The sequence below is a fragment of the Pseudomonas sp. LBUM1669 genome (assembly GCF_059695705.1).
On sequence record NZ_CP166784.1, the window covers coordinates 1,213,895 to 1,234,713 of the forward strand.

General features: G+C 60.2%; 17 protein-coding genes. 9 read left to right on the forward strand and 8 right to left on the reverse strand.

Going from position 1 to position 20,819, the window contains the following annotated elements; translation table 11 throughout:
- Window positions 1-284: 284 nt before the first annotated feature.
- Together ACA051_RS05390 and ACA051_RS05395 are read left to right on the forward strand one after the other, a co-directional pair.
- Window positions 285-1,538, forward strand: a complete 1,254-nt coding sequence (locus ACA051_RS05390) for an AAA family ATPase (protein WP_497373783.1) — start codon at window positions 285-287, stop codon at window positions 1,536-1,538.
- 2 nt (window positions 1,539-1,540) lie between these two features.
- The gene (locus ACA051_RS05395) at window positions 1,541-2,167 is read left to right on the forward strand and encodes an RloB family protein (RefSeq protein ID WP_497373785.1); all 627 of its coding nucleotides are present in this window, start codon (window positions 1,541-1,543) and stop codon (window positions 2,165-2,167) included.
- 44 nt (window positions 2,168-2,211) lie between these two features.
- Here ACA051_RS05395 and ACA051_RS05400 read toward each other — a convergent pair whose 3' ends face one another.
- From ACA051_RS05400 to ACA051_RS05435, 8 genes are all read right to left on the reverse strand, one after another.
- Window positions 2,212-3,693 (reverse strand): APC family permease, encoded by a 1,482-nt coding sequence (locus ACA051_RS05400; RefSeq protein WP_497308322.1) that lies wholly within the window; start codon window positions 3,691-3,693, stop codon window positions 2,212-2,214.
- 224 nt (window positions 3,694-3,917) lie between these two features.
- The gene (locus tag ACA051_RS05405) at window positions 3,918-5,342 is read right to left on the reverse strand and encodes a gamma-aminobutyraldehyde dehydrogenase (RefSeq protein ID WP_497308324.1); all 1,425 of its coding nucleotides are present in this window, start codon (window positions 5,340-5,342) and stop codon (window positions 3,918-3,920) included.
- 168 nt (window positions 5,343-5,510) lie between these two features.
- The gene (locus ACA051_RS05410; RefSeq protein ID WP_497308325.1) at window positions 5,511-6,320 is read right to left on the reverse strand and encodes an ABC transporter permease; all 810 of its coding nucleotides are present in this window, start codon (window positions 6,318-6,320) and stop codon (window positions 5,511-5,513) included.
- Window positions 6,310-7,257, reverse strand: a complete 948-nt coding sequence (locus ACA051_RS05415; protein WP_497308327.1) for an ABC transporter permease — start codon at window positions 7,255-7,257, stop codon at window positions 6,310-6,312. The genes ACA051_RS05410 and ACA051_RS05415 overlap by 11 nt, the downstream gene beginning before the upstream one ends.
- Window position 7,258: 1 nt before the next feature.
- Window positions 7,259-8,296: an ABC transporter ATP-binding protein gene (locus tag ACA051_RS05420; protein WP_497308329.1), complete on the reverse strand. Its 1,038-nt coding sequence runs from the start codon at window positions 8,294-8,296 to the stop codon at window positions 7,259-7,261.
- A 237-nt stretch (window positions 8,297-8,533) separates the two neighbouring features.
- Window positions 8,534-9,685: a putative ABC transporter substrate-binding protein YdcS gene (ydcS, locus tag ACA051_RS05425; protein ID WP_497308331.1), complete on the reverse strand. Its 1,152-nt coding sequence runs from the start codon at window positions 9,683-9,685 to the stop codon at window positions 8,534-8,536.
- Window positions 9,686-9,767: 82 nt separating this feature from the next.
- A complete protein-coding gene (locus ACA051_RS05430; protein WP_497373787.1) occupies window positions 9,768-11,255 on the reverse strand; it encodes a gamma-aminobutyraldehyde dehydrogenase in 1,488 nt (495 codons plus the stop codon).
- A gap of 100 nt (window positions 11,256-11,355) precedes the next feature.
- Window positions 11,356-12,270: a LysR family transcriptional regulator gene (locus ACA051_RS05435; RefSeq protein WP_094468922.1), complete on the reverse strand. Its 915-nt coding sequence runs from the start codon at window positions 12,268-12,270 to the stop codon at window positions 11,356-11,358.
- A 175-nt stretch (window positions 12,271-12,445) separates the two neighbouring features.
- Between ACA051_RS05435 and ACA051_RS05440 the strand changes: the two genes are divergently transcribed.
- The 7 genes from ACA051_RS05440 to ACA051_RS05470 all read left to right on the forward strand — a co-directional run bounded on the left by ACA051_RS05440 (window position 12,446) and on the right by ACA051_RS05470 (window position 20,795).
- Window positions 12,446-13,168, forward strand: coding sequence for a tellurite resistance TerB family protein (locus ACA051_RS05440; RefSeq protein ID WP_497373789.1), 723 nt, complete (start codon window positions 12,446-12,448; stop codon window positions 13,166-13,168).
- A gap of 294 nt (window positions 13,169-13,462) precedes the next feature.
- Window positions 13,463-15,025 (forward strand): methyl-accepting chemotaxis protein, encoded by a 1,563-nt coding sequence (locus ACA051_RS05445; protein ID WP_497310540.1) that lies wholly within the window; start codon window positions 13,463-13,465, stop codon window positions 15,023-15,025.
- On the forward strand, window positions 15,025-15,561 hold the full coding sequence (locus ACA051_RS05450; RefSeq protein WP_497308337.1) for a chemotaxis protein CheW: 537 nt from the start codon (window positions 15,025-15,027) through the stop codon (window positions 15,559-15,561). Before ACA051_RS05445 ends, ACA051_RS05450 begins: the two co-directional genes overlap by 1 nt.
- On the forward strand, window positions 15,558-16,817 hold the full coding sequence (locus ACA051_RS05455) for a CheR family methyltransferase (RefSeq protein WP_497373791.1): 1,260 nt from the start codon (window positions 15,558-15,560) through the stop codon (window positions 16,815-16,817). Before ACA051_RS05450 ends, ACA051_RS05455 begins: the two co-directional genes overlap by 4 nt.
- Complete coding sequence (locus ACA051_RS05460) at window positions 16,814-17,497, forward strand: chemotaxis protein CheW (RefSeq protein ID WP_497373793.1); 684 nt, start codon at window positions 16,814-16,816, stop codon at window positions 17,495-17,497. The genes ACA051_RS05455 and ACA051_RS05460 overlap by 4 nt, the downstream gene beginning before the upstream one ends.
- Window positions 17,494-19,788 (forward strand): hybrid sensor histidine kinase/response regulator, encoded by a 2,295-nt coding sequence (locus ACA051_RS05465; RefSeq protein ID WP_497373795.1) that lies wholly within the window; start codon window positions 17,494-17,496, stop codon window positions 19,786-19,788. Before ACA051_RS05460 ends, ACA051_RS05465 begins: the two co-directional genes overlap by 4 nt.
- Window positions 19,785-20,795, forward strand: a complete 1,011-nt coding sequence (locus ACA051_RS05470) for a chemotaxis response regulator protein-glutamate methylesterase (protein WP_497373797.1) — start codon at window positions 19,785-19,787, stop codon at window positions 20,793-20,795. Before ACA051_RS05465 ends, ACA051_RS05470 begins: the two co-directional genes overlap by 4 nt.
- The last annotated feature ends 24 nt before the right edge of the window (window positions 20,796-20,819 follow it).

Consider the following 20,819-nt stretch of genomic DNA (forward strand, 5'->3'; position numbering starts at 1 on the left):
AGAAAACAGCCACAGTTCTATGGGGGCGCGTAAGCACCGTTCTGACATTTCCCGGCTTCGACTCCGGGTCGCTGATTTGGCAGCGACGAGGTCAAGCCTATCGTTCAGGCGCTCGCGGCGCCAAGTCTACTCTGGCGCCGCGTGTTGTAGGAATTGGAGCTTCTAACGGAAGGCTCGGTCTGTAGGAATTTCCTGTTTTTGCGTGAAGTGCAGCCCGACTGCGCCGAACGGCTGTTTTTTCCTTTATTTTTTGCGCTTTCAGGAATGAACTGCGGGTTCGCTGCATGCTGATCGAATTTTCTGTTTCCAACTATCGCTCCTTCCGCGACAGGCAAACCCTGTCCATGGCTGCGACGCCGCGCTTGAGTAAAAAGCGCAACCTGTTCGCGCCGCCCGTAAATGGGGAAAAACTACCGGATTTGTTGAAGGTTGCTGCGATCTATGGGCCGAATGCGTCCGGTAAATCTTCGCTCATCCGGGCGATGGGGATCATCGGACAGCTGCTCACCGCATTACCTTCCTCAAATGATGAACCACTACCGGTCTCGCCATTTCGTTTTGACTCGCAACTTCAAAACGAACCCAGTTCCTTTGAGTACAACTTCATTCAACGCGGGCTCCGATATCGCTTTGTTTTACGACTGACGGCTCAGCGGATTATCGAGGAGCAACTGGTTTCATATCCCAAAGGAAAGGAAACTCTGTTGTATCAGCGTCGTTTTGTAGAGGAGGGTGAGCAATATGTTTTTGGGGCAAGTCTTGAGGGTGGTAAAGAAGTCCACGGTGCATGGCGGCGGCTGACGAGCCCCAAAATGTTGTTTATTTCACAGGCGGTGGCGAACAGTAGCGAAGAGCTGACCCAGTTGCGGGCCCCGTTTAGCTGGTTTCAATCAGGTCTACTGGTTATTGAGCAGAACAACATGATGGGGCTGTCTGCAGCGTCCATCAGATTTCTGCAGATGGCCTCGGATCTCACTGGCAACTTGCGAGACTTTCTAAAGGAAGTGGATATCCCGGTGTCAGCTATTCACCTCAACACCGAAGACGCAGAATCTTTTCACCGTACAAAAAAACTCACACTCAAGGAGTTCTTTGCGGCGGCCCAAAAAGACAAAGTCACCCTGACGCATACGAGCCTTTTAGGAAAAGCCGAGTTCGATTTTTCAGAGGAGTCCGGCGGTACAAAAAACCTGATCGGTTTCTGGCTGCCCTGGTTCATGATCAATCACGCCGATGGCAGCGGAATTCTATCTGTCGATGAATTGGACAGTAGCCTTCATCCCTCAATAGTCGATGGCCTGATTGAAAAACACTTGGACAGTGGGCTGAGTACTCAACTGATCTTTACCACCCATGACACTCATCTAATGAATACCAAAGCACTTCGGCGCGATCAGTTCTGGATCACCGAACGCGATGCTAACGGTGCAACCTGTCTTTTTTCGGTTCACGATTTTGAAGGCAGGGAAGGAGAAGACGTCGAAAAACGCTACTTTGAAGGTCGTTATCGTGGGTTACCGTTGATAAGGCGGGGTTGATCATGGCGCGTTCAATAAGGCTGTTTGATCGGAAGGAACCCCGGTTCAAGCCTCAACCCAAAGTGCTGATTCTCTGTGAAGACAGCAAGTCAGGGAAACCATATCTGGAGGAGGCCGCCTTTCATTTTCGTGCCAGCGCTCTAGTAGAAATTGCCCACTGCGGCATCACACACCCAAGTGGCATTGTTGAAACAGCGATCGCCCGTCAAAAAGGCTTCGACAAGGTGTTTTGTGCATTGGATCGCGATACGCATTTGTGTTTTGAGCGAGCTATCAATCTGGCGAGATCGCATCCGAAAATCAAAGTCATCGCTTCGTATCCTTGCTTTGAGTTTTGGCTGCTTCTGCACTTCGGATTCAATCGAAAGCCTTTTCGTGCAGTCGGGAAGCGCTCTCCTGGCGACCTGGTAGCCAAGAGCCTCAGAAAGAAGCCCAACATGGATAAGTACGCCAATGGCGAAGACGTCAACTATTTCGCCCAACTCCTGGGTGAGCCATTTCAAAGGGCGAGAGCTTTAGCGCCAAAGATTATCGAGGATGTCGCCATCAGCGGTGAACCCAACCCGAGTACCGAAATCCATCTGCTGATGGACGAGTTCGAAACCCTCTCCAAACCTCAGCCGATCTAACACCAAGCGTCCAGCCGGCATCGCTGCGGGCTGGACAATGGCTATTACCGACTAACCTTCCACGCATCCCCCGCAGGCGCAGTCCCGTGGTCATACGGCTTGGCCAACCACATGTACAACAACCCCAACCCAATCACGATCGCCGTACTCAACACCATCGCATAGTTGATGTACCACGCCGCATCCGGTGTACGCGGCCAGGCCATGTTGATGATCGCGCCGACACCATAAACCAGCGCGCCGATGTTCACCGCCCAACCCCATCCGCCGAGGGTGAATTTGCCGCTCGGTTTCCAGCCTTTCAGGCGTGCGTAAAGCGCGGCGAGCACGATCATCTGAAATGCCAGGTAGATGCCGATTGCCGCGAAGCTGACGATGGTTGCCACCGCATCTTGCAGGAAGAAGCCGAGGATGATGATCAGCGCCGGCAGGACGCCGGACACGAATAGCGCGGCCACCGGCACTTGGGTCGTAGGAGAAATCTTCTTCAGCAGTGAACTGCCGATGACCATTTCATCTCGGGCGTAGGAGTACAGCAGACGACTCGCCGCCGCTTGCAGGCTGATGACGCAGGAGATGAAGGAGATCATGACCACGCCCATCACCACTTTCGAGCCGACCGGGCCGAAGGCGTTGTTGAGGATGGTGGAGACCGGGTCTTTGTCGGTGCCGTTGATCACGGCTTGCATGTCCGGCACGGCGAGGATCAGCGCCAGGCAGGCGAACATTGCTGCGATGCCGCCGATGTAGATGGTCATGCGCATGGCCACCGGGATCTGCTTGCTCGGGTTCGGGGTTTCTTCGGCGACATCGCCGCAGGCCTCGAAGCCGTAGTACAGGAACATCCCCGCCAGCGAGGCGGTGAGGAAGGCCGGCAGGTACGAGCCGTCGATGCTGATATCGAAGGTGTTGAATAACACGCTGATCGACTGGTGACGCTCGAAGATCAGCAGATAAACGCCGACGATTACCGCACCGACCAGTTCGCAGAGGAAGCCGAACATGGCGATCCGCGCGAGCATTTTGGTGCCGCTGAGGTTGACCAGGGTGGCGAACAGCGTCAGGAACAGAGCGATGACAATGTTGGTGTTGTTGCTCGGTTCAAAGCCCATCATCGCGGCCAGGTACGGACCTGCACCCACCGCAACAGCAGCGATGGTCACGCACAGGGCGATGGAGTAGATCCAGCCGACCATCCACGCCCAGCGCTTGCCCACCAAGCGACGAGCCCATGGGTACACGCCGCCGGAAATCGGGAATTGAGAGACCACTTCACCGAAGATCAGGCACACCAGCAACTGGCCGCAACCGACCAGCAAATAGGCCCAGAACATCGGTGGCCCACCGGCGGCCAGGCACAGGCCGAAGAGGGTATAAACCCCTACGACCGGAGAGAGGTAAGTGAAGCCCAGGGCGAAGTTTTCCCACAGGCTCATGCTGCGGTTGAAGTTCGAGGTGTAACCCAACTTGCGTAGTTGCTCGGCGTCGCTGTCGGCAACGGATGGGGATAGTTCGGGTGTACTCATGGTGTGTCAGCTCCGGAAAATCGGCAGATTTCGGATGTCCGAAACCGTGGCGGGGCCGTGGAGGCGCTGCCCGGATCGGTGGTTATTGTTTTGGTTTTCTGGCGTTGAACCCTGGTGGTGCGTGTTGCTGTTTCTCCTTGAAACCGAGGTGATGCCTTCGCGGGCAAGCCTCGCTCCTACAGGTACTGCGGTGAACCTGTGGGAGCGAGCCTGCTCGCGATTTTTTAGTGCTTGAACATCACATGCCGAACGACGGTGTAGTCCTCCAACCCGTACATGGACATGTCCTTCCCGTAGCCGGACAATTTCTGACCGCCATGGGGCATTTCGCTGACCAGCATGAAGTGCGTATTCACCCAGGTGCAGCCGTATTGCAAGCGGGCAGACAAGCGATGCGCGCGACCGACGTCCGAGGTCCAGACCGACGACGCCAGGCCGTAATCCGAATCGTTGGCCCAACCCAGCACCTGGGCTTCGTCGATGAACTTGGTTACCGACACCACCGGCCCGAACACTTCGCGACGAACGATCTCGTCATCCTGCTGAGCATCTGCCAGTACAGTGGGCTCGAAGAAAAACCCATTGCCCTCCACTGCCTTACCGCCGGTGATCAAGCGGATATGCGATTGCGCCACGGCACGCTCGACAAACCCGGCCACACGGTCACGGTGCTGCGCAGTGATCAACGGACCCAGTTCGGTCGACGGATCATCCTGCAACCCATACTTGATGCTGCTGACCGCCTCGCCAAGTTTCTCGACGAATTTTTCGTAGACGCCTGCCTGCGCATAGATGCGGCAAGCTGCGGTGCAATCCTGCCCGGCGTTGTAGAAGCCGAAGGTGCGAATGCCTTCAACAGCAGCGTCGATATCGGCGTCATCGAAGATGATCACCGGGGCTTTGCCGCCCAGTTCCATGTGCATGCGTTTGACGCTATCGGCGGTGCTGGAAATGATGTTCGACCCGGTGGCGATCGAGCCGGTCAACGAGACCATGCGCACTTTCGGGTGCGTGACCAGAGGGCTGCCGACGGTAGGACCACGGCCGAAGACGAGGTTGAGCACGCCGGCCGGGAAGATTTCCGACGCCAGTTCTGCCAGGCGCAGCGCAGTCAGCGGGGTTTGTTCCGATGGCTTGAGCACCACGGTATTCCCCGCAGCGAGGGCCGGGGCGATTTTCCAGGCGACCATCATCAGCGGGTAGTTCCACGGCGCGATGGAGGCGATCACGCCGACTGGATCGCGGCGGATCATCGAGGTATGGCCGGGCAAGTATTCGCCGCCCGCCGAACCGCTCATGCAACGGCTGGCGCCGGCGAAGAAACGGAACACGTCGGCAATCGCCGGGATCTCGTCGTTCAGTGCGGCGCTGTAGGGTTTGCCGCAGTTGTCCGATTCCAGTTTGGCCAGCTCTTCGCCGTGGGCTTCGATGACGTCGGCGAGTTTAAGCAGCAGCAGCGAGCGCTCTTTCGGCGGGGTTTGCGCCCAGCTGTCGAACGCGGCATCGGCGGCGCGCACGGCGGCATCGACCTGAGCTTCGCTGGCTTCGTTGATTTCCACCAGCACACGACCGAGGGCCGGGTTGAACACCGGTTGGGCGGGGCCGTCGCCGTCGATCAGTTGGCCATTGATCAAGAGTTTGGTTTGCATGGCGTTTCCTCACTAGCACTTTTATTTTTCTGTCTGAACCGGCTCTAAATGTAGGAGTGAGCCTGCTCGCGATGACTGACTGTCATTCAACAGTGATGTCGACTATAAGACCGCTATCGCGAGCAGGCTCACTCCTACAGAGATTCGGTTCCTTCAGTGGTCATTCGGTTATTTTCCGCCGCTACCCGCCACGCTTTCACCGCCCCGCGTCAGGTAATAGGCGCCGAGAATCGGCAGCATGGTCACCATCATCACCAGCATCGCGACGACGTTGGTCACCGGCACGTCCCGTGGGCGGCTGAGCTGGTTGAGCAGCCACAGCGGCAGGGTGCGTTCATGGCCGGCGGTGAAGGTGGTAACGATGATTTCGTCGAACGACAGCGCAAAGGCGAGCATGCCGCCGGCCAGCAGCGCCGAGCCGAGGTTCGGCAGGACGATGTAGCGGAAGGTCTGCCAGCCATCGGCACCGAGGTCCATCGAGGCCTCGATCAAACTGTGCGAAGTGCGGCGCAAACGGGCAATGACGTTGTTGTAGACGATCACCACACAGAAGGTCGCGTGGCCGACGATGATGGTGAACATCCCCGGTTCGATCCCCAATGTCTTGAACGTCGCCAGCAACGCGATCCCGGTGATGATCCCGGGCAACGCAATCGGCAGGATCAGCATCAGCGAGATGCCTTGCTTGCCGAAGAAATCCCGCCGGTACAACGCCGCCGACGCGAGGGTGCCAAGGACCATCGCAATCAGTGTCGCGATGGCGGCGATTTCGGCCGACAGCTTGATTGCTTCCAGTACATCGGGCCGAGAAAACGCCACGCTGAACCAATGCAGGGTGTAGCCCTTGGGTGGAAAGCTGAACGCGGCTTCTTCAGTGTTGAAGGCGTAAAGGAAGATGATCAGGATCGGGAAGTGCAAGAACACCAACCCGCCCCAGGCGGCGATTTTTAACCCAATGGAAGCTTTCTCAGAGTGCATCGAAAGCCCCCAGTCGTTTGACGATGGTCAGGTAAATGGCGATCAACACAATCGGCACCAATGTGAAGGCCGCGGCCATTGGCATGTTGCCGATCGCGCCTTGCTGCGCGTACACCATGCTGCCAACGAAGTAACCCGGCGGGCCCACCAGTTGCGGCACGATGAAGTCGCCCAGGGTCAGCGAAAAGGTGAAGATCGAACCGGCCGCGATGCCGGGAATCGACAGCGGCAGAATCACCTGCATAAACGTCTGGCGTGGCTTGGCACCCAGGTCCGCAGAAGCTTGCAGCAGCGACGGCGGCAGGCGTTCCAGCGAAGCCTGGATCGGCAGGATCATGAACGGCAGCCAGATGTAGACGAACACCATGAAACGGCCCAGGTGCGAGGTCGACAAGGTGCTGCCGCCGACGCCGGGAATGCCCAGCACGAAGTGCAAAACCGGCTCCAGCCCCAAGTGCTGAACAAACCACTGCGCGACGCCGCCCTTGGCCAGCAGCAAGGTCCAGGCATACGCCTTGACGATGTAACTGGCCCACATCGGCATCATCACCGCGATGTAGAAAAACGCCTTGGTCTTGCCGGTGGTGTAACGCGCCATGTAATAGGCAATCGGAAACGCGACGATGGCGCTGGCGATCGACACGACGACGGCCATGCTCAGCGTGCGCAGGATGATGTCGAAGTTCGACGGCTGGAAAAGCGCTGCAAAGTTCGCCAGGGTCAGGTCGGGGGTGACTGCCATGGTGAAGTCATCGAAGGTGTAGAAGCCTTGCCACAACAGCACCAATAGCGAACCGAGATAGATCGCGCCGAACCACAGCAACGGCGGCACCAGCAGCAGCGACAGGTAAAAATTCGGTCGGCGATACAGCAGGTTGGAAAACCTGCGCAACGGCGAACCGCCGGCCGGGGTTTGAGGGATAGCCACGCTGGTCATCTCACACCCCGCCGACAACGTTGTCGTGCAGCGGGATCATCGCCTCGCGCGCCCAGCGTGCGCTGATGCGTTGCCCGGTCTGATGCTGGGCGCTGACGTCCAGCCATTGCACGTTGGCCTGGCTGATGTTGAGGGTCTGGCCGTTTTCCAGTTTCAGTTCATAGCGTGTGGCGCTGCCTTGGTACTGAATGTCGTGGAGCAAGCCGCTGACTTCAATCTCGTGGCTGGCCAGCGGGCCTTCGGCGAAACGCACGTGTTCCGGGCGAATCGAAAACGGCTGTGGATTGCCGCTCAATTGCTTGGCCAGATCACCGCGAATCACGTTGGACGTGCCGACGAATTCCGCGACGAATGTAGTAGCCGGTTTCATGTAGAGGTTGCGTGGAGTGTCGACTTGCTCGATGCGTCCTTTGTTGAACACCGCCACGCGGTCCGACATCGACAGCGCTTCGGTCTGGTCGTGGGTGACGAAGATGAAGGTGATGCCGAGCTGGCGTTGCAGCTTCTTCAACTCGCTCTGCATTTGTTCGCGCAGCTTCAGGTCGAGGGCGCCCAACGGCTCGTCGAGCAGCAGCACCCGCGGGCGATTGACCAGGGCGCGGGCCAGGGCCACGCGCTGGCGCTGACCGCCGGACAGTTGCACTGGCTTGCGCTCGCCGTAGCCGCCGAGGGCGACCATGTCGAGGGCTTCTTCGGCGCGTTTCCGCCGTTCGGCTTTACCGACGCCTTTGACTTTCAAGCCGTAGGCGACGTTGTCGAGCACGTTCATGTGCGGGAACAGCGCGTAATCCTGAAACACCGTGTTGACGTCACGCTCATACGGCGGCAGCCCTGCGGCTTCTTCGCCATGAATACGGATGGAGCCTGCGCTCGGTTGTTCGAAACCGGCGATCAGGCGCAAGCAGGTGGTCTTGCCCGAGCCGGAAGGGCCCAGCATGGAGAAGAACTCGCCGTCCTGTATGTCGATGGAAACCCGGTCAACGGCCTTCACTTCGCCGAACTGACGGGAAACGTTGGTGAACTGGACTGCAAGCGTCATGGTGCGGTGCTCCAAAAAGGCGAGGGCCGTCACAGCGGCACTGCCTGGACTTCTGAAAAATCTGAATCAATTTTCTGGCTGGAAAACTTATTGTGGCGAGGGAGCTTGCTCCCGCTGGAGTGCGCAGCACTCCCAAAAGGACTGATGCGGTCTCTCTGATTGACCGCATTGACTGGTTTTGGGGCGGCTTCGCCACCCAGCGGGAGCAAGCTCCCTCGCCACAGGGGACGGTGTGTGTTATCTGCCGCCCATGATCGCGATGTAGTCCTGGGTCCAGCGGCTGTAAGGCACGAACTTGCCCCCTTCAGCCTGCGGGGTTTTCCAGAAGGCGATCTTCTCGAACTGGTCGAAACCGTTGGTCTTGCAGCCCTCGGCACCCAGCAATTCGCTCTCCTTGCACCCGGCCGGAACCGACGGCAAAGAACCGAACCAGGCCGCCAGGTCACCCTGGACTTTCGGTTGCAACGACCAGTCCATCCACTTGTAGGCACAGTTCGGGTGCTTGGCCTCGGCGTGCAGCATGGTGGTGTCGGCCCAACCGGTGGCGCCTTCTTTCGGGATGACCGAGGCAACCGGCTGCTTGTCCGCCACCAGGCCATTGACCATGTAGCCCCAGGTGCTGGAGGCCACGACACCTTCGTTTTTGACGTCGCTCATCTGCACGGTCGCGTCATGCCAGTAGCGGTGGATCAAGGGTTGCTGCTTGCGTAGCAGGTCCAGTACCGCTTTGTATTGCGTTTCGTTGAGCTGGTACGGGTCCTTGATCCCCAGTTCCGGCTGTTTCGCTTTGAGATAGAGCGCCGCATCGGCGATGTAGATCGGGCCGTCGTACGCCTGGACCCGGCCCTTGTTGGACTTGCCGTCCGGCAGGGTCTGCTCTTCAAACACTACACTCCAGCTGTCCGGGGCGGTCTTGAAGACATTGGTGTTGTACATCAGCACGTTCGGGCCCCATTGATACGGGGTGCCAAAGGTTTGGTTATTGACGACGTACCACGGGCCATCCTTGAGACGAGGGTCAATGTTCTTCCAATTCGGGATCAGCGCGGTGTTGATCGGCTGCACACGCTTGCCGGCGATCAACCGCAGCGACGCATCGCCCGACGCGGTCACCAGGTCATAACCGCCCTTGGCCATCAGGCTGACCATTTCATCGGAGGTCGCTGCAGTTTTCACATTGACCTTGCAGCCGGTTTCCTTCTCGAAACCGGTCACCCAGTCGTAGGCCTTGTCGCTTTCGCCACGTTCGATGTAGCCGGGCCACGCCACGATATCCAGCTGGCCTTCGCCGGCACCGACGGCTTTCAGCGGTTCGGCGGCCTGGAGACTGGCGCTGGCCAACAGCGCCGTGGTGATTGCACTGAGCAGTGCGGTCTTGTGCACGAACATGGGGATTCCCTCTTCTTTAATTATGGTCGGGGCAGTTGTGAACGTGGTGAAGCTTGCCGTTAGCGGCTTGTTATTAGCGTAGTCAGAGATGCTGGCCGTGGCGCGCCATGATGTGCCGCACCACGCTGTAGTCCTGAAGCGAATCGCTGGATAAGTCTTTGCCATAGCCCGAACGCTTGAGGCCGCCGTGGGGCATTTCGCTGACCAGCATGAAATGGCTGTTGATCCAGGTGCAGCCGTATTGCAAGCGCGCCGCAACCTGCATCGCCTTGTCGAGGTTCTGCGTCCAGACCGAGGAGGCGAGGCCGTATTCCGAATCGTTGGCCCAGTCCACGGCTTGTTCGAGCTGATCGAAACGGGTCACGGTGACCACCGGCCCGAACACTTCGCGCTGGACGATTTCATCACTCTGTTTGCAACCGGCCAGCAGGGTGGGTTGGTAATAGAAGCCGGCACCGGAATGCACCGCCGCGCCGGTCACCCGTTCAATGTGCGGCTGGCCAAGGGCGCGTTCGACGAAACTGGCCACGCGGTCGCGCTGGCGGGTGCTGATCAGCGGGCCGATTTCGTTGTCGGCGTCGCGTTTGCCGGCAAAACGCAGGCTGCTGACCGCCGCGCCGAGTTCCGCCACCAGGCGGTCGTGAATCCCGGCCTGTGCATAAATCCGGCACGCCGCAGTGCAGTCCTGGCCGGCGTTGTAATAACCGTAAGTGCGCACGCCTTCGACCACGGCCTGGATGTCTGCATCGTTGCAGACGATCACCGGCGCTTTGCCACCGAGCTCAAGGTGCGTGCGTTTCAGGGTTTTTGCCGCGGCCTGAAGGATTTTCTGTCCGGTGACGATATCGCCGGTCAGCGACACCATGCGCACTTTGGGATGGCTGACCAAGTGGCTGCCGACGCCTTCACCGCCGCCGCAGACGATATTGATCACGCCGCGTGGAAGGATCTCGGCCAGCGCCGGCGCCAGGGCCAGAATCGACAGCGGCGTGTGTTCGGACGGTTTGAACACCAGCGTATTGCCGGCGGCGAGGGCCGGGGCGATTTTCCACGCGGCCATCATGATCGGGTAGTTCCACGGCGCAATCGAGGCGACCACACCAATCGGATCGCGCCGGACCATGCTGGTGTAGCCCGGCAGGTATTCGCCGCTGAGCTGGCCGGTCTGGCAACGCACGGCGCCAGCGAAGAAGCGGAATACGTCGACCGTCGCGCTCAAGTCGTCCTGACGGGCCAGGTGCGACGGCTTGCCGCAGTTCAGGGACTCGAGACGGGCGAGGAGGTCGGCCTGTTTTTCGATGGCGTTGGCGATGTCCAGCAACAGGTTCGAGCGTTGCTGCGGTGTGGTCCGCGACCAGCCGGCGAAGGCGCGGTGGGCGGCAAGGATGGCGGCTTCGACTTGCTCGGTGCTGGCTTCGGCGATGTGGGTCAGCACTTCCCCGGTGGCCGGGTTGAGGATTGGTTCGACAAAACCCTGGCCCGCGACCAATTCGCCATCGATCAACAACGCGGTGAACAACGGGGTCTGCGCGCCAGCCATTTTTCGGGTTCTCTTTTCTTGTGTGGCCATGGTGCTCCCTGTGACTGGGGCTCGGCCGTCTTATTGATGGAGCAAGACTAGTGCGCGGGCCCGAGGTCGACAAATTCTAAATACTGAAGGTGGCGTTCGATTAAATAGATGGCTTGCGCCCGCCGTGGGGTTGTTCGCGGGCGACGGTCAAAAACGGGTCCACCAACGCCGGGCGCGCGGTGCCGCGACGCCAGGCCAGGCCGACGTCGAGGGTCTGGCTCAGGTCTGCGATAGGGCGCGCTTCAATGATGTCGCCCTCCAGTGACCAGGGGCGGTAAGTCATGTCGGGCTGGATCGATACGCCCAGACCTGCGGCTACCAGGCTTCGAACGGCTTCCGTCGACGCGGTTTTCAAGGTGATGCGCGGTTGCAGTCCGGCCCCGCACCACATGCGATGGGCGTTGCGGTCCATTTCGTCGACGTTGAGCTGAATCAGCGGTTCGCGGGCCACGTCGGCGAGGTTGATGCTGTCGTGTTCCAGCAATGGATGCTGGGCTGGCAGCCACAACCGATGGGGCGAATGAGTCAACACTTCGGTCTGCAAGGCATGGCGGTCTTCGAGGTTGGAGAGGATCAGCACGCCGACATCGATCTCGCCGCTGACCAGCAAATGCTCGATATACGGGCGCTCATCCTCCATCACCCGGATCTCGACGTTGGGGTAGGCGCGCTGGAAACGGGTGAGCAAATCCGCGAGGTAGTAACCGGCCACCAGGCTGGTCACGCCGATGATCAATTGGCCGGCGACCTGGTCGGTACTTTGTTGCAGGCTGCGTTTGGCGTTATCCACCGTTGCCAGAATCAGGTGCGCCTGGCGCAGGAATTGATGGCCCTGATGGGTCAGGCTCATGCCCTTGGCGTGTCGGTTGAATAGGCCGACGCCAATCTCTTCCTCCAGCTGCTGGATCGCCAACGTCAGGGTCGATTGGGAAATGAACGCGGTTTGCGCGGCGGCGGAGATCGATCCGGTCTCGGCCACGGCGATGAAGTGACGAATCTGACGCAAGGTCATCATGGAAAATACCCGGTGGGCGGTTTTTATAGATTTGCTTGAGTGTATATCGCTTTAATCGATAGCCCTGTTTTTCCAGGCAACATCCAGAAGCACTCTCGTTCCCGGTCGCCGGGCACTTTCGTTCTAGGCTGGTGGCCTTATGTGTCCGGTTAACCCCTTTCGTGGAGGCGGCAAAATGAATACGCGTGGATTGCTCGATCAACTACTCAAGTCCGGTCAGGACCTGATGCAGAACAAGGCCGGCGGAAATCAAAACAAGTCGTCCAGTTGTGGACTGGGCGGATTGCTCGGCGGAAGCGGTGGTTCGGGCGGCCTCGGCGGTCTGCTCTCCGGCGCAGGTGGCGGTGCCTTGGCGGCCGGCGCCATGGGCCTGTTGCTCGGCAGCAAAAAGGCCCGCAATGTCGGCGGCAAAGTCGCCATCTACGGTGGCCTCGCGGCACTTGGCGTGATTGCCTACAAGGCTTACGGCAACTGGCAGGCCCAGCAGGGCACAGCGCCGAAGAGCGAGCCACAAACGCTCGACCGCCTGCCGCCCGCGCAAGTTGAACTGCACAGCCAGGCGATCCTCAAAGCGTTGGTTGCAGCGGCCAAAGCCGATGGCCACGTTGATGAACGCGAGCGTGCATTGATCGAAGGCGAGTTCACCAAGCTCGACAACGATCAGGAGTTGCAGCAGTGGCTGCATGCCGAACTCAGCAAGCCGCTCGACCCGACAGAAGTCGCCCGCGCGGCGAGCACACCGGAAATGGCTGCCGAGATGTACATCGCCAGCGTGATGCTGGTGGATGAGGAGAGCTTCATGGAGAAGTCCTACCTGGATGAACTGGCACGGCAGTTGAAGCTGGAGCCGGGGTTGAAGGCGGAGTTGGAGAAGCAGGTGCGTCAGGCGTCCCTGTAAAGTTACGGTCTGTTAAACCGCGTCATTGTTTTTTGCGAGCAGGCTCGCTCCCATACAACTGTGGGCGCGAGTCTTCTCGCAAAGGCGTTTCAAGCCTCACCCCATCCCGGTGACCTCACCGCACATTCCCGCCAATCCGTTGTCATCGCCATGAATAGTGGCATGACAGCCGTCTTATAAATGAAACACCCTCAGCTATACTCCGCAGCATTTGTACCGCCCCGAGGACTGACTGTGAAGAACTGGACGTTACGCCAACGCATCTTGGCGAGCTTTGCGGTGATTATCGCCATCATGTTGCTGATGGTCGTCGTGTCGTATTCCCGTTTACTGTCGATTGAGTCCAGTGAGAACGTTGTGCGCTCGGACAGTCTTCCCGGGATTCACTCCAGCTCCCTGATTCGCGGTGCCTGGGTCGATGATTACGTGCTGACCCAGCAACTGATAGGGCTGGGTGGCGGTCGGGGAATGACCCAGGCTGACAAGGATATGTACCAGGGTATTGAGGAAAGGCTGCAACGCTCGATGACCAGCTACCGGGGTACCATCTTCGAGAAAGATGATCAGGCAAGATTCGACGAGTTTGAAAAGCTGCACGATCAATATGACAAGCTGCTAGAAGTGGTACTCGATGCCTACCAGCATAAGGACGTCGAACAGGCCCGTCGCATATTCACCGAAGAGCTGACCCCAGCATGGGCTGCCGGCCGCAAACAGCTGGATGAACTCATTGAATTCAACAGGGAGGCGGCTGAAGCAGCCACTGACTCGATCATTTCATCGGTCGCGGTGGCGAAGCTGATCATGGGCATTTCGTTGCTGGTCGCAGTCATTAGTGCCGGGTTGTGTGGTCTTTTATTGATGCGCGCGATCATGGCGCCGATGAACCGCATTGTGCAGATCCTCGAAATAATGCGTACCGGCGATCTCAGCGGTCGTCTGAACCTGGCGCGCAAGGACGAATTCGGCGCCGTGGAAACCGGCTTCAACGACATGATGACCGAGCTGACGTCCCTGGTGTCCCAGGCCCAGCGTTCCTCGGTGCAGGTCACCACCTCGGTGACCGAGATCGCGGCCACCTCCAAGCAACAACAAGCCACCGCCACCGAAACCGCTGCCACGACCACCGAAATCGGCGCGACGTCCCGTGAAATCGCGGCCACCTCCCGTGATCTGGTGCGCACCATGACCGAAGTGTCCACCGCCGCCGATCAGGCCTCGGTAGCGGCCGGGTCCGGTCAGCAAGGCCTGGCGCGCATGGAAGAGACCATGCATTCGGTGATGGGCGCGGCCGATCTGGTCAACGCCAAACTGGCGATCCTCAACGAGAAGGCCGGCAACATCAACCAGGTGGTGGTGACCATCGTCAAAGTCGCCGACCAGACCAACCTCTTGTCGCTGAACGCTGCCATCGAAGCCGAAAAGGCTGGCGAATACGGGCGCGGGTTTGCCGTGGTCGCCACCGAAGTGCGGCGTCTGGCGGACCAGACCGCTGTGGCCACGTATGACATCGAGCAAATGGTCCGTGAGATCCAGTCGGCGGTGTCGGCCGGGGTCATGGGCATGGACAAGTTCTCCGAAGAAGTGCGCCGCGGCATGTCCGAAGTGCAGCAGGTCGGCGAGCAGTTGTCGCAGATCATCCACCAGGTTCAGGCGCTGGCGCCGCGGGTGTTGATGGTCAACGAAGGCATGCAGGCGCAGGCCACCGGCGCCGAACAGATCAACCACGCGCTGGTGCAGTTGGGTGACGCCAGCAGCCAGACCGTCGAGTCCCTGCGCCAGGCCAGTTTCGCGATTGACGAGCTGAGCCAGGTGGCCGTAGGGCTGCGGGGCGGCGTCTCGCGATTCAAAGTCTGATGAGCGAACTCGCGGCCAAACGCAGCGCGGTGATGCCGGCAAAGCACGCGTTGTTTCTGCTGTTTCGCATCGGCAACGAGCGTTATGCCTTGCAGGCGCGCGAAGTGGCCGAGGTGCTGCCGCGTCTGCCATTGAAGCCGATTGCCAAGGCGCCGGACTGGGTCGCCGGGGTGTTCGCCTATCGCGGCGCGGTGGTGCCGGTGATCGACCTCAGCGCGCTGACCTTTGGCGAACCGGCGCAATCGCGCACCAGCACACGGCTGGTGCTGGTGCACTATTGGCCGGATGAGCAGACGCCTTCAAAGTTACTCGGGCTGATTCTGGAACAGGCCACCGACACCTTGCGCTGCAACCCGGCGGATTTTAAACCCTACGGCCTGGACAATCGCCAGGCGCCCTACCTGGGGCCGGTCCGTGAAGATGCCCAAGGCTTGCTGCAATGGGTGCGAGTGGCCGATCTGCTCGATGAAAAGGTGCGCGCGCTGCTGTTTCCTTCGCCACCGCTGGACCCGGCATCGCTTGAGGAACAGCCATGAGCAGCGATCAGCGGTTTTTCGATTTCCTCAAGGAACGCATCGGCCTCGACGTGACGTCGGTGGGGCCGGCTATCATCGAGCGCGCGCTGCGCCAGCGCAGCACCGCCTCCAGGGCGCTGACGGCCGATGAGTATTGGCACACGTTGCAAGGTTCGCAGGACGAACAGCAGGCGCTGATCGAAGCGGTGATCGTTCCCGAGACCTGGTTTTTCCGCTACCCGGAGTCCTTCGCCACCCTGGCGAAGCTGGCCAGTAAACGACTGGCTGAGATCAACAACATGCGCGCACTGCGGATCCTCAGCCTGCCGTGTTCGACGGGCGAGGAGCCGTACTCTATCGCCATGGCCTTGCTCGATGCCGGATTCAAGCCGCATCAGTTCAAAGTCGAAGGCATGGACGTCAGCCCGCTGTCGGTGGAAAAAGCCAAGCGTGCGCTGTACGGCAAGAATTCATTTCGTGGCCAGGACATCGAATTTCGCGAGCGGCATTTCACGGCCGAAGAAGACGGCTACCGCCTCAATGAGCGAGTGCTCGATCAGGTGCGTTTGCAGGTCGGCAATCTGCTGGATCCAGCGTTGCTGACCAGCGAGCCACCCTATGATTTTGTGTTCTGTCGCAACCTGCTGATCTATTTCGATCTGCCCACCCAGCAGCAAGTCTTCGAAGTGCTCAAGCGCCTGACCCATGTCGACGGCGTGCTGTTTATCGGCCCGGCCGAAGGCAATTTGCTTGGTCGTTTCGGCATGCGCTCGATTGGCATCCCGCAGTCTTTTGCCTTCAGTCGCCAGAGTGCGCCCGAGCCTCTGCCAGTCTTTGTTCCGACACCGCTGCCAGTGCGTCAGCCGGTGCGCAGCGTGACACCGCCGCCCGTTCGCAATCGTCCGTTCGCAACCCTCACACCGCCGGCCGTCACGCCAAAAGCTTCGGACGCTACCGCCTTGCTGGCCAACATCGCGGCCCTCGCCAATGAAGGCAAAAGTGCCGAAGCCCGCGCCGCCTGCGAAGGCTATTTGCGCTGCCACGAGCCGGTGGCCCAGGTGTTTTATTGGCTGGGTCTGCTCAGTGATGTCGCCGGCCGAGTCCTCGAGGCCCAGGGTTTTTATCGCAAGGCGTTGTACCTCGAACCGCAACACCCCGACGCGTTGATGCACTTGGCCGCCTTGCTGCAATCCCAGGGCGACACGGCGGGTGCGAAAAGATTGCAGGACCGCGCCGCCCGCAGCGAGCGCGCCGCCGACAGTGAGCGTAAACGATGAATGCTTCCGACACCTTGAGCCTCACCCATAAAGATGCCCAGGCCATCGACGATTGCTGGAACCGCATCGGGATCCACGGCGACAAGTCCTGCCCGCTGCTGATCGAGCACATTCACTGCCGTAATTGCGCGGTGTATTCCGCCGCGGCTACGCGTTTGCTCGACCGCTACGCCTTGCAACAGGACGATCGCGAGCAGGTCTCGGTGGCGGTCGAAATCGACGTGAAAACCCGCTCGCTGCTGATGTTTCGTCTCGGCGAAGAATGGCTGGGCCTGGCCACTCGCAGCCTGGTCGAAGTGGCACCGCTGCAAGCGATTCATTCGTTGCCGCACCAGCGCTCCCGGGCCCTGCTCGGCGTGGCGAATGTGCGCGGTGCGTTGGTGGCGTGCCTGTCGCTGGTCGAACTGCTCGGTCTCGATGGCTCCGGCAGCGTGGTGTCTGGCGCACGCGTGATGCCGAGGATGCTGATCATTGCCGCCCACGGCGGGCCAGTAGTGGTGCCGGTGGACGAAGTGGACGGGATTCATGCCATCGACGAGCGTATCCTCGATGCCGCGTCGCAATCCGGTACCCAGGCCAGCGCCAAGTTCACCCGTGGCGTGTTGCCATTCAAGGGTCGCAGCCTGCGGTGGCTGGATGAAGAACAGCTGTTGTCCGCCGTGACCCGGAGCCTCACATGACCCCCGAGCAAATGCGCGACGCCTCGTTGCTGGAGCTGTTCAGCCTCGAAGCCGAAGCCCAGACCCAGGTGCTGAGCGCAGGTCTTCTGGCGCTGGAACGCGACCCGACCCAGGCCGATCACCTCGAATCGTGCATGCGCGCCGCTCACTCGCTCAAAGGTGCGGCGCGGATTGTCGGGGTCGATGCCGGCGTGAGCGTCGCCCATGTGATGGAAGATTGCCTGGTCAGCGCGCAGGAAGGGCGCCTGTACCTGCGGCCCGAGCACATTGACGCCTTGCTGCAAGGCACTGATTTGCTGATGCGCATTGCGACGCCCAACAACAATTCCGTTGCGGCGGAGATCGAGGCCTATCTGGTATTGATGGCGCGGTTGCTCGATCCGCTGGCGCTGGCCGCGCCGATCAGCACGCCGATCGCCCCGTTCATGACCGAGTCCGAGCGGGAGCCCGAAGCGCCCGCACCACTGGTCGAAGAGTTGGTTCCGGCCACCGAACCTCCACCCGCAGAACCCCCGAAAAAGCCCCGGCGCACCACCGAAAACGGCGAACGCGTACTGCGCGTCACGGCCGAACGTTTGAACAGCCTGCTCGACCTGTCGAGCAAATCCCTGGTCGAAACCCAGCGACTCAAGCCGCACTTGGCCACGATGCAACGCCTCAAGCGCATGCAGAACAATGGCCTGCGGGCGCTGGAAAACCTCAACGTCCATCTCAAAGAGCATGCCTTGAGCCTCGAAGCCCAGGAAGCTCTGGGCGATGCCCGTCGGCTGCTGGCCGAGGCGCAACAAATGCTGGTGGAAAAAAACGCAGAACTGGATGAGTTTGCCTGGCACGCCAGTCAGCGAGCGCAAGTCTTGTACGACACCGCGCTGGCCTGTCGCATGCGGCCGTTTGCCGACGTGTTGACGGGGCAAGTGCGCATGGTCCGCGACCTCGGTCGCAGCCTCGGTAAACAGGTGCGGCTGGAGATCGAGGGCGAGAAAACCCAGGTCGATCGCGACGTCCTGGAAAAGCTCGAAGCGCCGCTGACGCACTTATTGCGCAACGCCGTCGATCACGGCATCGAGTCCCCCGAGCAACGCTTGCTCGCTGGCAAGCCCGAAGAAGGGTTGATTCGGCTGCGCGCCTCCCATCAAGCCGGTCTGCTGGTGCTGGAGTTGAGCGATGACGGTCACGGCGTCGATCTGGAAAAGGTCCGCAGCAGCATCATCTCGCGGCAGTTATCCCCCGCCGAAACCGCTGCCCAGTTGAGCGAAGAAGAGCTGCTGACCTTCTTGTTTCTGCCGGGTTTCAGCCTGCGCGACACGGTCACCGAAGTGTCCGGGCGCGGCGTCGGCCTGGACGCGGTTCAGCACATGGTCCGTCAGTTACGCGGCGCGGTGGTGCTGGAGCAGACGGCAGGCGAGGGCAGCCGCTTTCACCTCGAAGTGCCGCTGACACTGTCGGTGGTGCGCAGTCTGGTGGTGGAGGTCGGTGACGAGGCGTATGCGTTTCCGCTGGCGCACATCGAACGCATGTGCGATCTGGAACCGGCGGACATCGTCCAGGTCGAAGGGCGTCAGCACTTCTGGCACGAAGGTCGGCATGTCGGGCTGGTCGCCGCCAGTCAGCTGTTGCAGCGCCCGGCGAGCACAAGTAGTCAGCAAACCCTGAAAGTCGTGGTGATCCGCGAGCGCGAGGCGATTTACGGGGTGGCGGTCGAGCGGTTTATCGGCGAGCGGACGTTGGTCGTGTTGCCGCTGGACGAACGTCTGGGCAAGGTGCAGGACATTTCCGCCGGGGCCTTGCTCGACGACGGGTCGGTGGTGCTGATCGTCGACGTTGAAGACATGCTGCGCTCGGTGGACAAACTGCTCAACACCGGGCGGCTGGAGCGGATTGCCCGTCAGGGCAGCCAGGCCGTAGAAGCGGCCCGCAAACGGATTCTGGTGGTCGACGATTCGTTGACCGTTCGCGAGTTGCAGCGCAAGTTGCTGCTCAATCGCGGATACGACGTGGCCGTGGCGGTCGACGGTATGGATGGCTGGAACGCCCTGCGTTCGGAGGATTTCGATCTGCTGATTACCGACATTGATATGCCGCGCATGGACGGCATCGAACTGGTGTCTTTACTGCGCCAGGACAATCGCTTGCAATCGCTGCCGGTGATGGTGGTGTCCTATAAAGATCGTGAAGAAGACCGTCGTCGTGGACTGGACGCCGGAGCCGACTATTATCTAGCCAAAGCCAGTTTTCATGACGATGCCCTGCTTGATGCAGTGGTTGAGCTCATCGGAGGAGCGCGGGCATGAAAATAGCGATCGTCAACGACATGCCCATGGCGGTGGAGGCCCTGCGCCGCGCCCTGGCATTCGAACCGGCGCATGAAGTGGTCTGGGTTGCCGGCAATGGCGCGGAAGCGGTGCAGCGTTGCGCCGAACATACGCCGGACCTGATCCTGATGGACCTGATCATGCCGGTGATGGACGGCGTCGAGGCCACCCGGCGGATCATGGCCGAGACCCCGTGCGCCATTGTCATCGTCACGGTCGACCGGCAGCAGAACGTGCACCGGGTGTTCGAGGCCATGGGCCACGGTGCGCTGGATGTGGTCGACACTCCGGCCCTCGGCGCGGGCAATGCCCAAGAGGCGGCGGCGCCGTTGTTGCGCAAGATCATTAACATTGGCTGGCTGATTGGTGACAAGGGCAATCGAGAGCGATCGTACCCCAGTCCGCTGCGCAGCTCGGCCTCGCGCCAGCGCCTGGTTGCAATTGGCTCCTCGGCAGGCGGGCCAGCCGCACTGGAAGTCTTGCTCAAGGGCCTGCCACGGGATTTTTCGGCGGCCATCGTGCTGGTGCAGCATGTGGACCAGGTATTCGCCGCCGGCATGGCCGAATGGCTCAGCAGCGCCAGCGGCCTGAATGTGCGCCTGGCCCAGGAAGGTGAGCCGCCGCTGGCCGGCACGGTGTTGCTGGCGGGCACCAATCACCATATTCGCTTGTTGAAAAACGGCACGCTGGCCTACACCGCCGAACCGGTCAACGAGATCTATCGGCCCTCGATCGATGTGTTTTTCGAGAGCGTGGCCAATTACTGGAACGGCGATGCCGTGGGGGTTTTGCTCACCGGCATGGGGCGCGACGGCGCGCAGGGGCTTAAACTCATGCGCCAACAGGGCTACTTGACCATCGCTCAGGACCAACACAGCAGTGCGGTGTACGGAATGCCGAAAGCGGCAGCGGCCATCGACGCTGCCGTGGAAGTTCGCCCACTGGACAAGATAGCGCCACGATTGCTGGAGATTTTCCCAAAATGAAGACTTTTCACAGCAATCCTGGCG

What these genes read in the sequence shown, in the direction of transcription:
- ACA051_RS05390 (WP_497373783.1), top strand. Translation starts at nt 285, where the DNA reads ATGCTGATCGAATTTTCTGTTTCCAACTATCGCTCCTTCCGCGACAGG.
- ACA051_RS05395 (WP_497373785.1), top strand. Translation starts at nt 1,541, where the DNA reads ATGGCGCGTTCAATAAGGCTGTTTGATCGGAAGGAACCCCGGTTCAAG.
- ACA051_RS05400 (WP_497308322.1), bottom strand. Translation starts at nt 3,693, where the DNA reads ATGAGTACACCCGAACTATCCCCATCCGTTGCCGACAGCGACGCCGAG.
- ACA051_RS05405 (WP_497308324.1), bottom strand. Translation starts at nt 5,342, where the DNA reads ATGCAAACCAAACTCTTGATCAATGGCCAACTGATCGACGGCGACGGC.
- ACA051_RS05410 (WP_497308325.1), bottom strand. Translation starts at nt 6,320, where the DNA reads ATGCACTCTGAGAAAGCTTCCATTGGGTTAAAAATCGCCGCCTGGGGC.
- ACA051_RS05415 (WP_497308327.1), bottom strand. Translation starts at nt 7,257, where the DNA reads ATGACCAGCGTGGCTATCCCTCAAACCCCGGCCGGCGGTTCGCCGTTG.
- ACA051_RS05420 (WP_497308329.1), bottom strand. Translation starts at nt 8,296, where the DNA reads ATGACGCTTGCAGTCCAGTTCACCAACGTTTCCCGTCAGTTCGGCGAA.
- ydcS (WP_497308331.1), bottom strand. Translation starts at nt 9,685, where the DNA reads ATGTTCGTGCACAAGACCGCACTGCTCAGTGCAATCACCACGGCGCTG.
- ACA051_RS05430 (WP_497373787.1), bottom strand. Translation starts at nt 11,255, where the DNA reads ATGGCCACACAAGAAAAGAGAACCCGAAAAATGGCTGGCGCGCAGACC.
- ACA051_RS05435 (WP_094468922.1), bottom strand. Translation starts at nt 12,270, where the DNA reads ATGATGACCTTGCGTCAGATTCGTCACTTCATCGCCGTGGCCGAGACC.
- ACA051_RS05440 (WP_497373789.1), top strand. Translation starts at nt 12,446, where the DNA reads ATGAATACGCGTGGATTGCTCGATCAACTACTCAAGTCCGGTCAGGAC.
- ACA051_RS05445 (WP_497310540.1), top strand. Translation starts at nt 13,463, where the DNA reads ATGTTGCTGATGGTCGTCGTGTCGTATTCCCGTTTACTGTCGATTGAG.
- ACA051_RS05450 (WP_497308337.1), top strand. Translation starts at nt 15,025, where the DNA reads ATGAGCGAACTCGCGGCCAAACGCAGCGCGGTGATGCCGGCAAAGCAC.
- ACA051_RS05455 (WP_497373791.1), top strand. Translation starts at nt 15,558, where the DNA reads ATGAGCAGCGATCAGCGGTTTTTCGATTTCCTCAAGGAACGCATCGGC.
- ACA051_RS05460 (WP_497373793.1), top strand. Translation starts at nt 16,814, where the DNA reads ATGAATGCTTCCGACACCTTGAGCCTCACCCATAAAGATGCCCAGGCC.
- ACA051_RS05465 (WP_497373795.1), top strand. Translation starts at nt 17,494, where the DNA reads ATGACCCCCGAGCAAATGCGCGACGCCTCGTTGCTGGAGCTGTTCAGC.
- ACA051_RS05470 (WP_497373797.1), top strand. Translation starts at nt 19,785, where the DNA reads ATGAAAATAGCGATCGTCAACGACATGCCCATGGCGGTGGAGGCCCTG.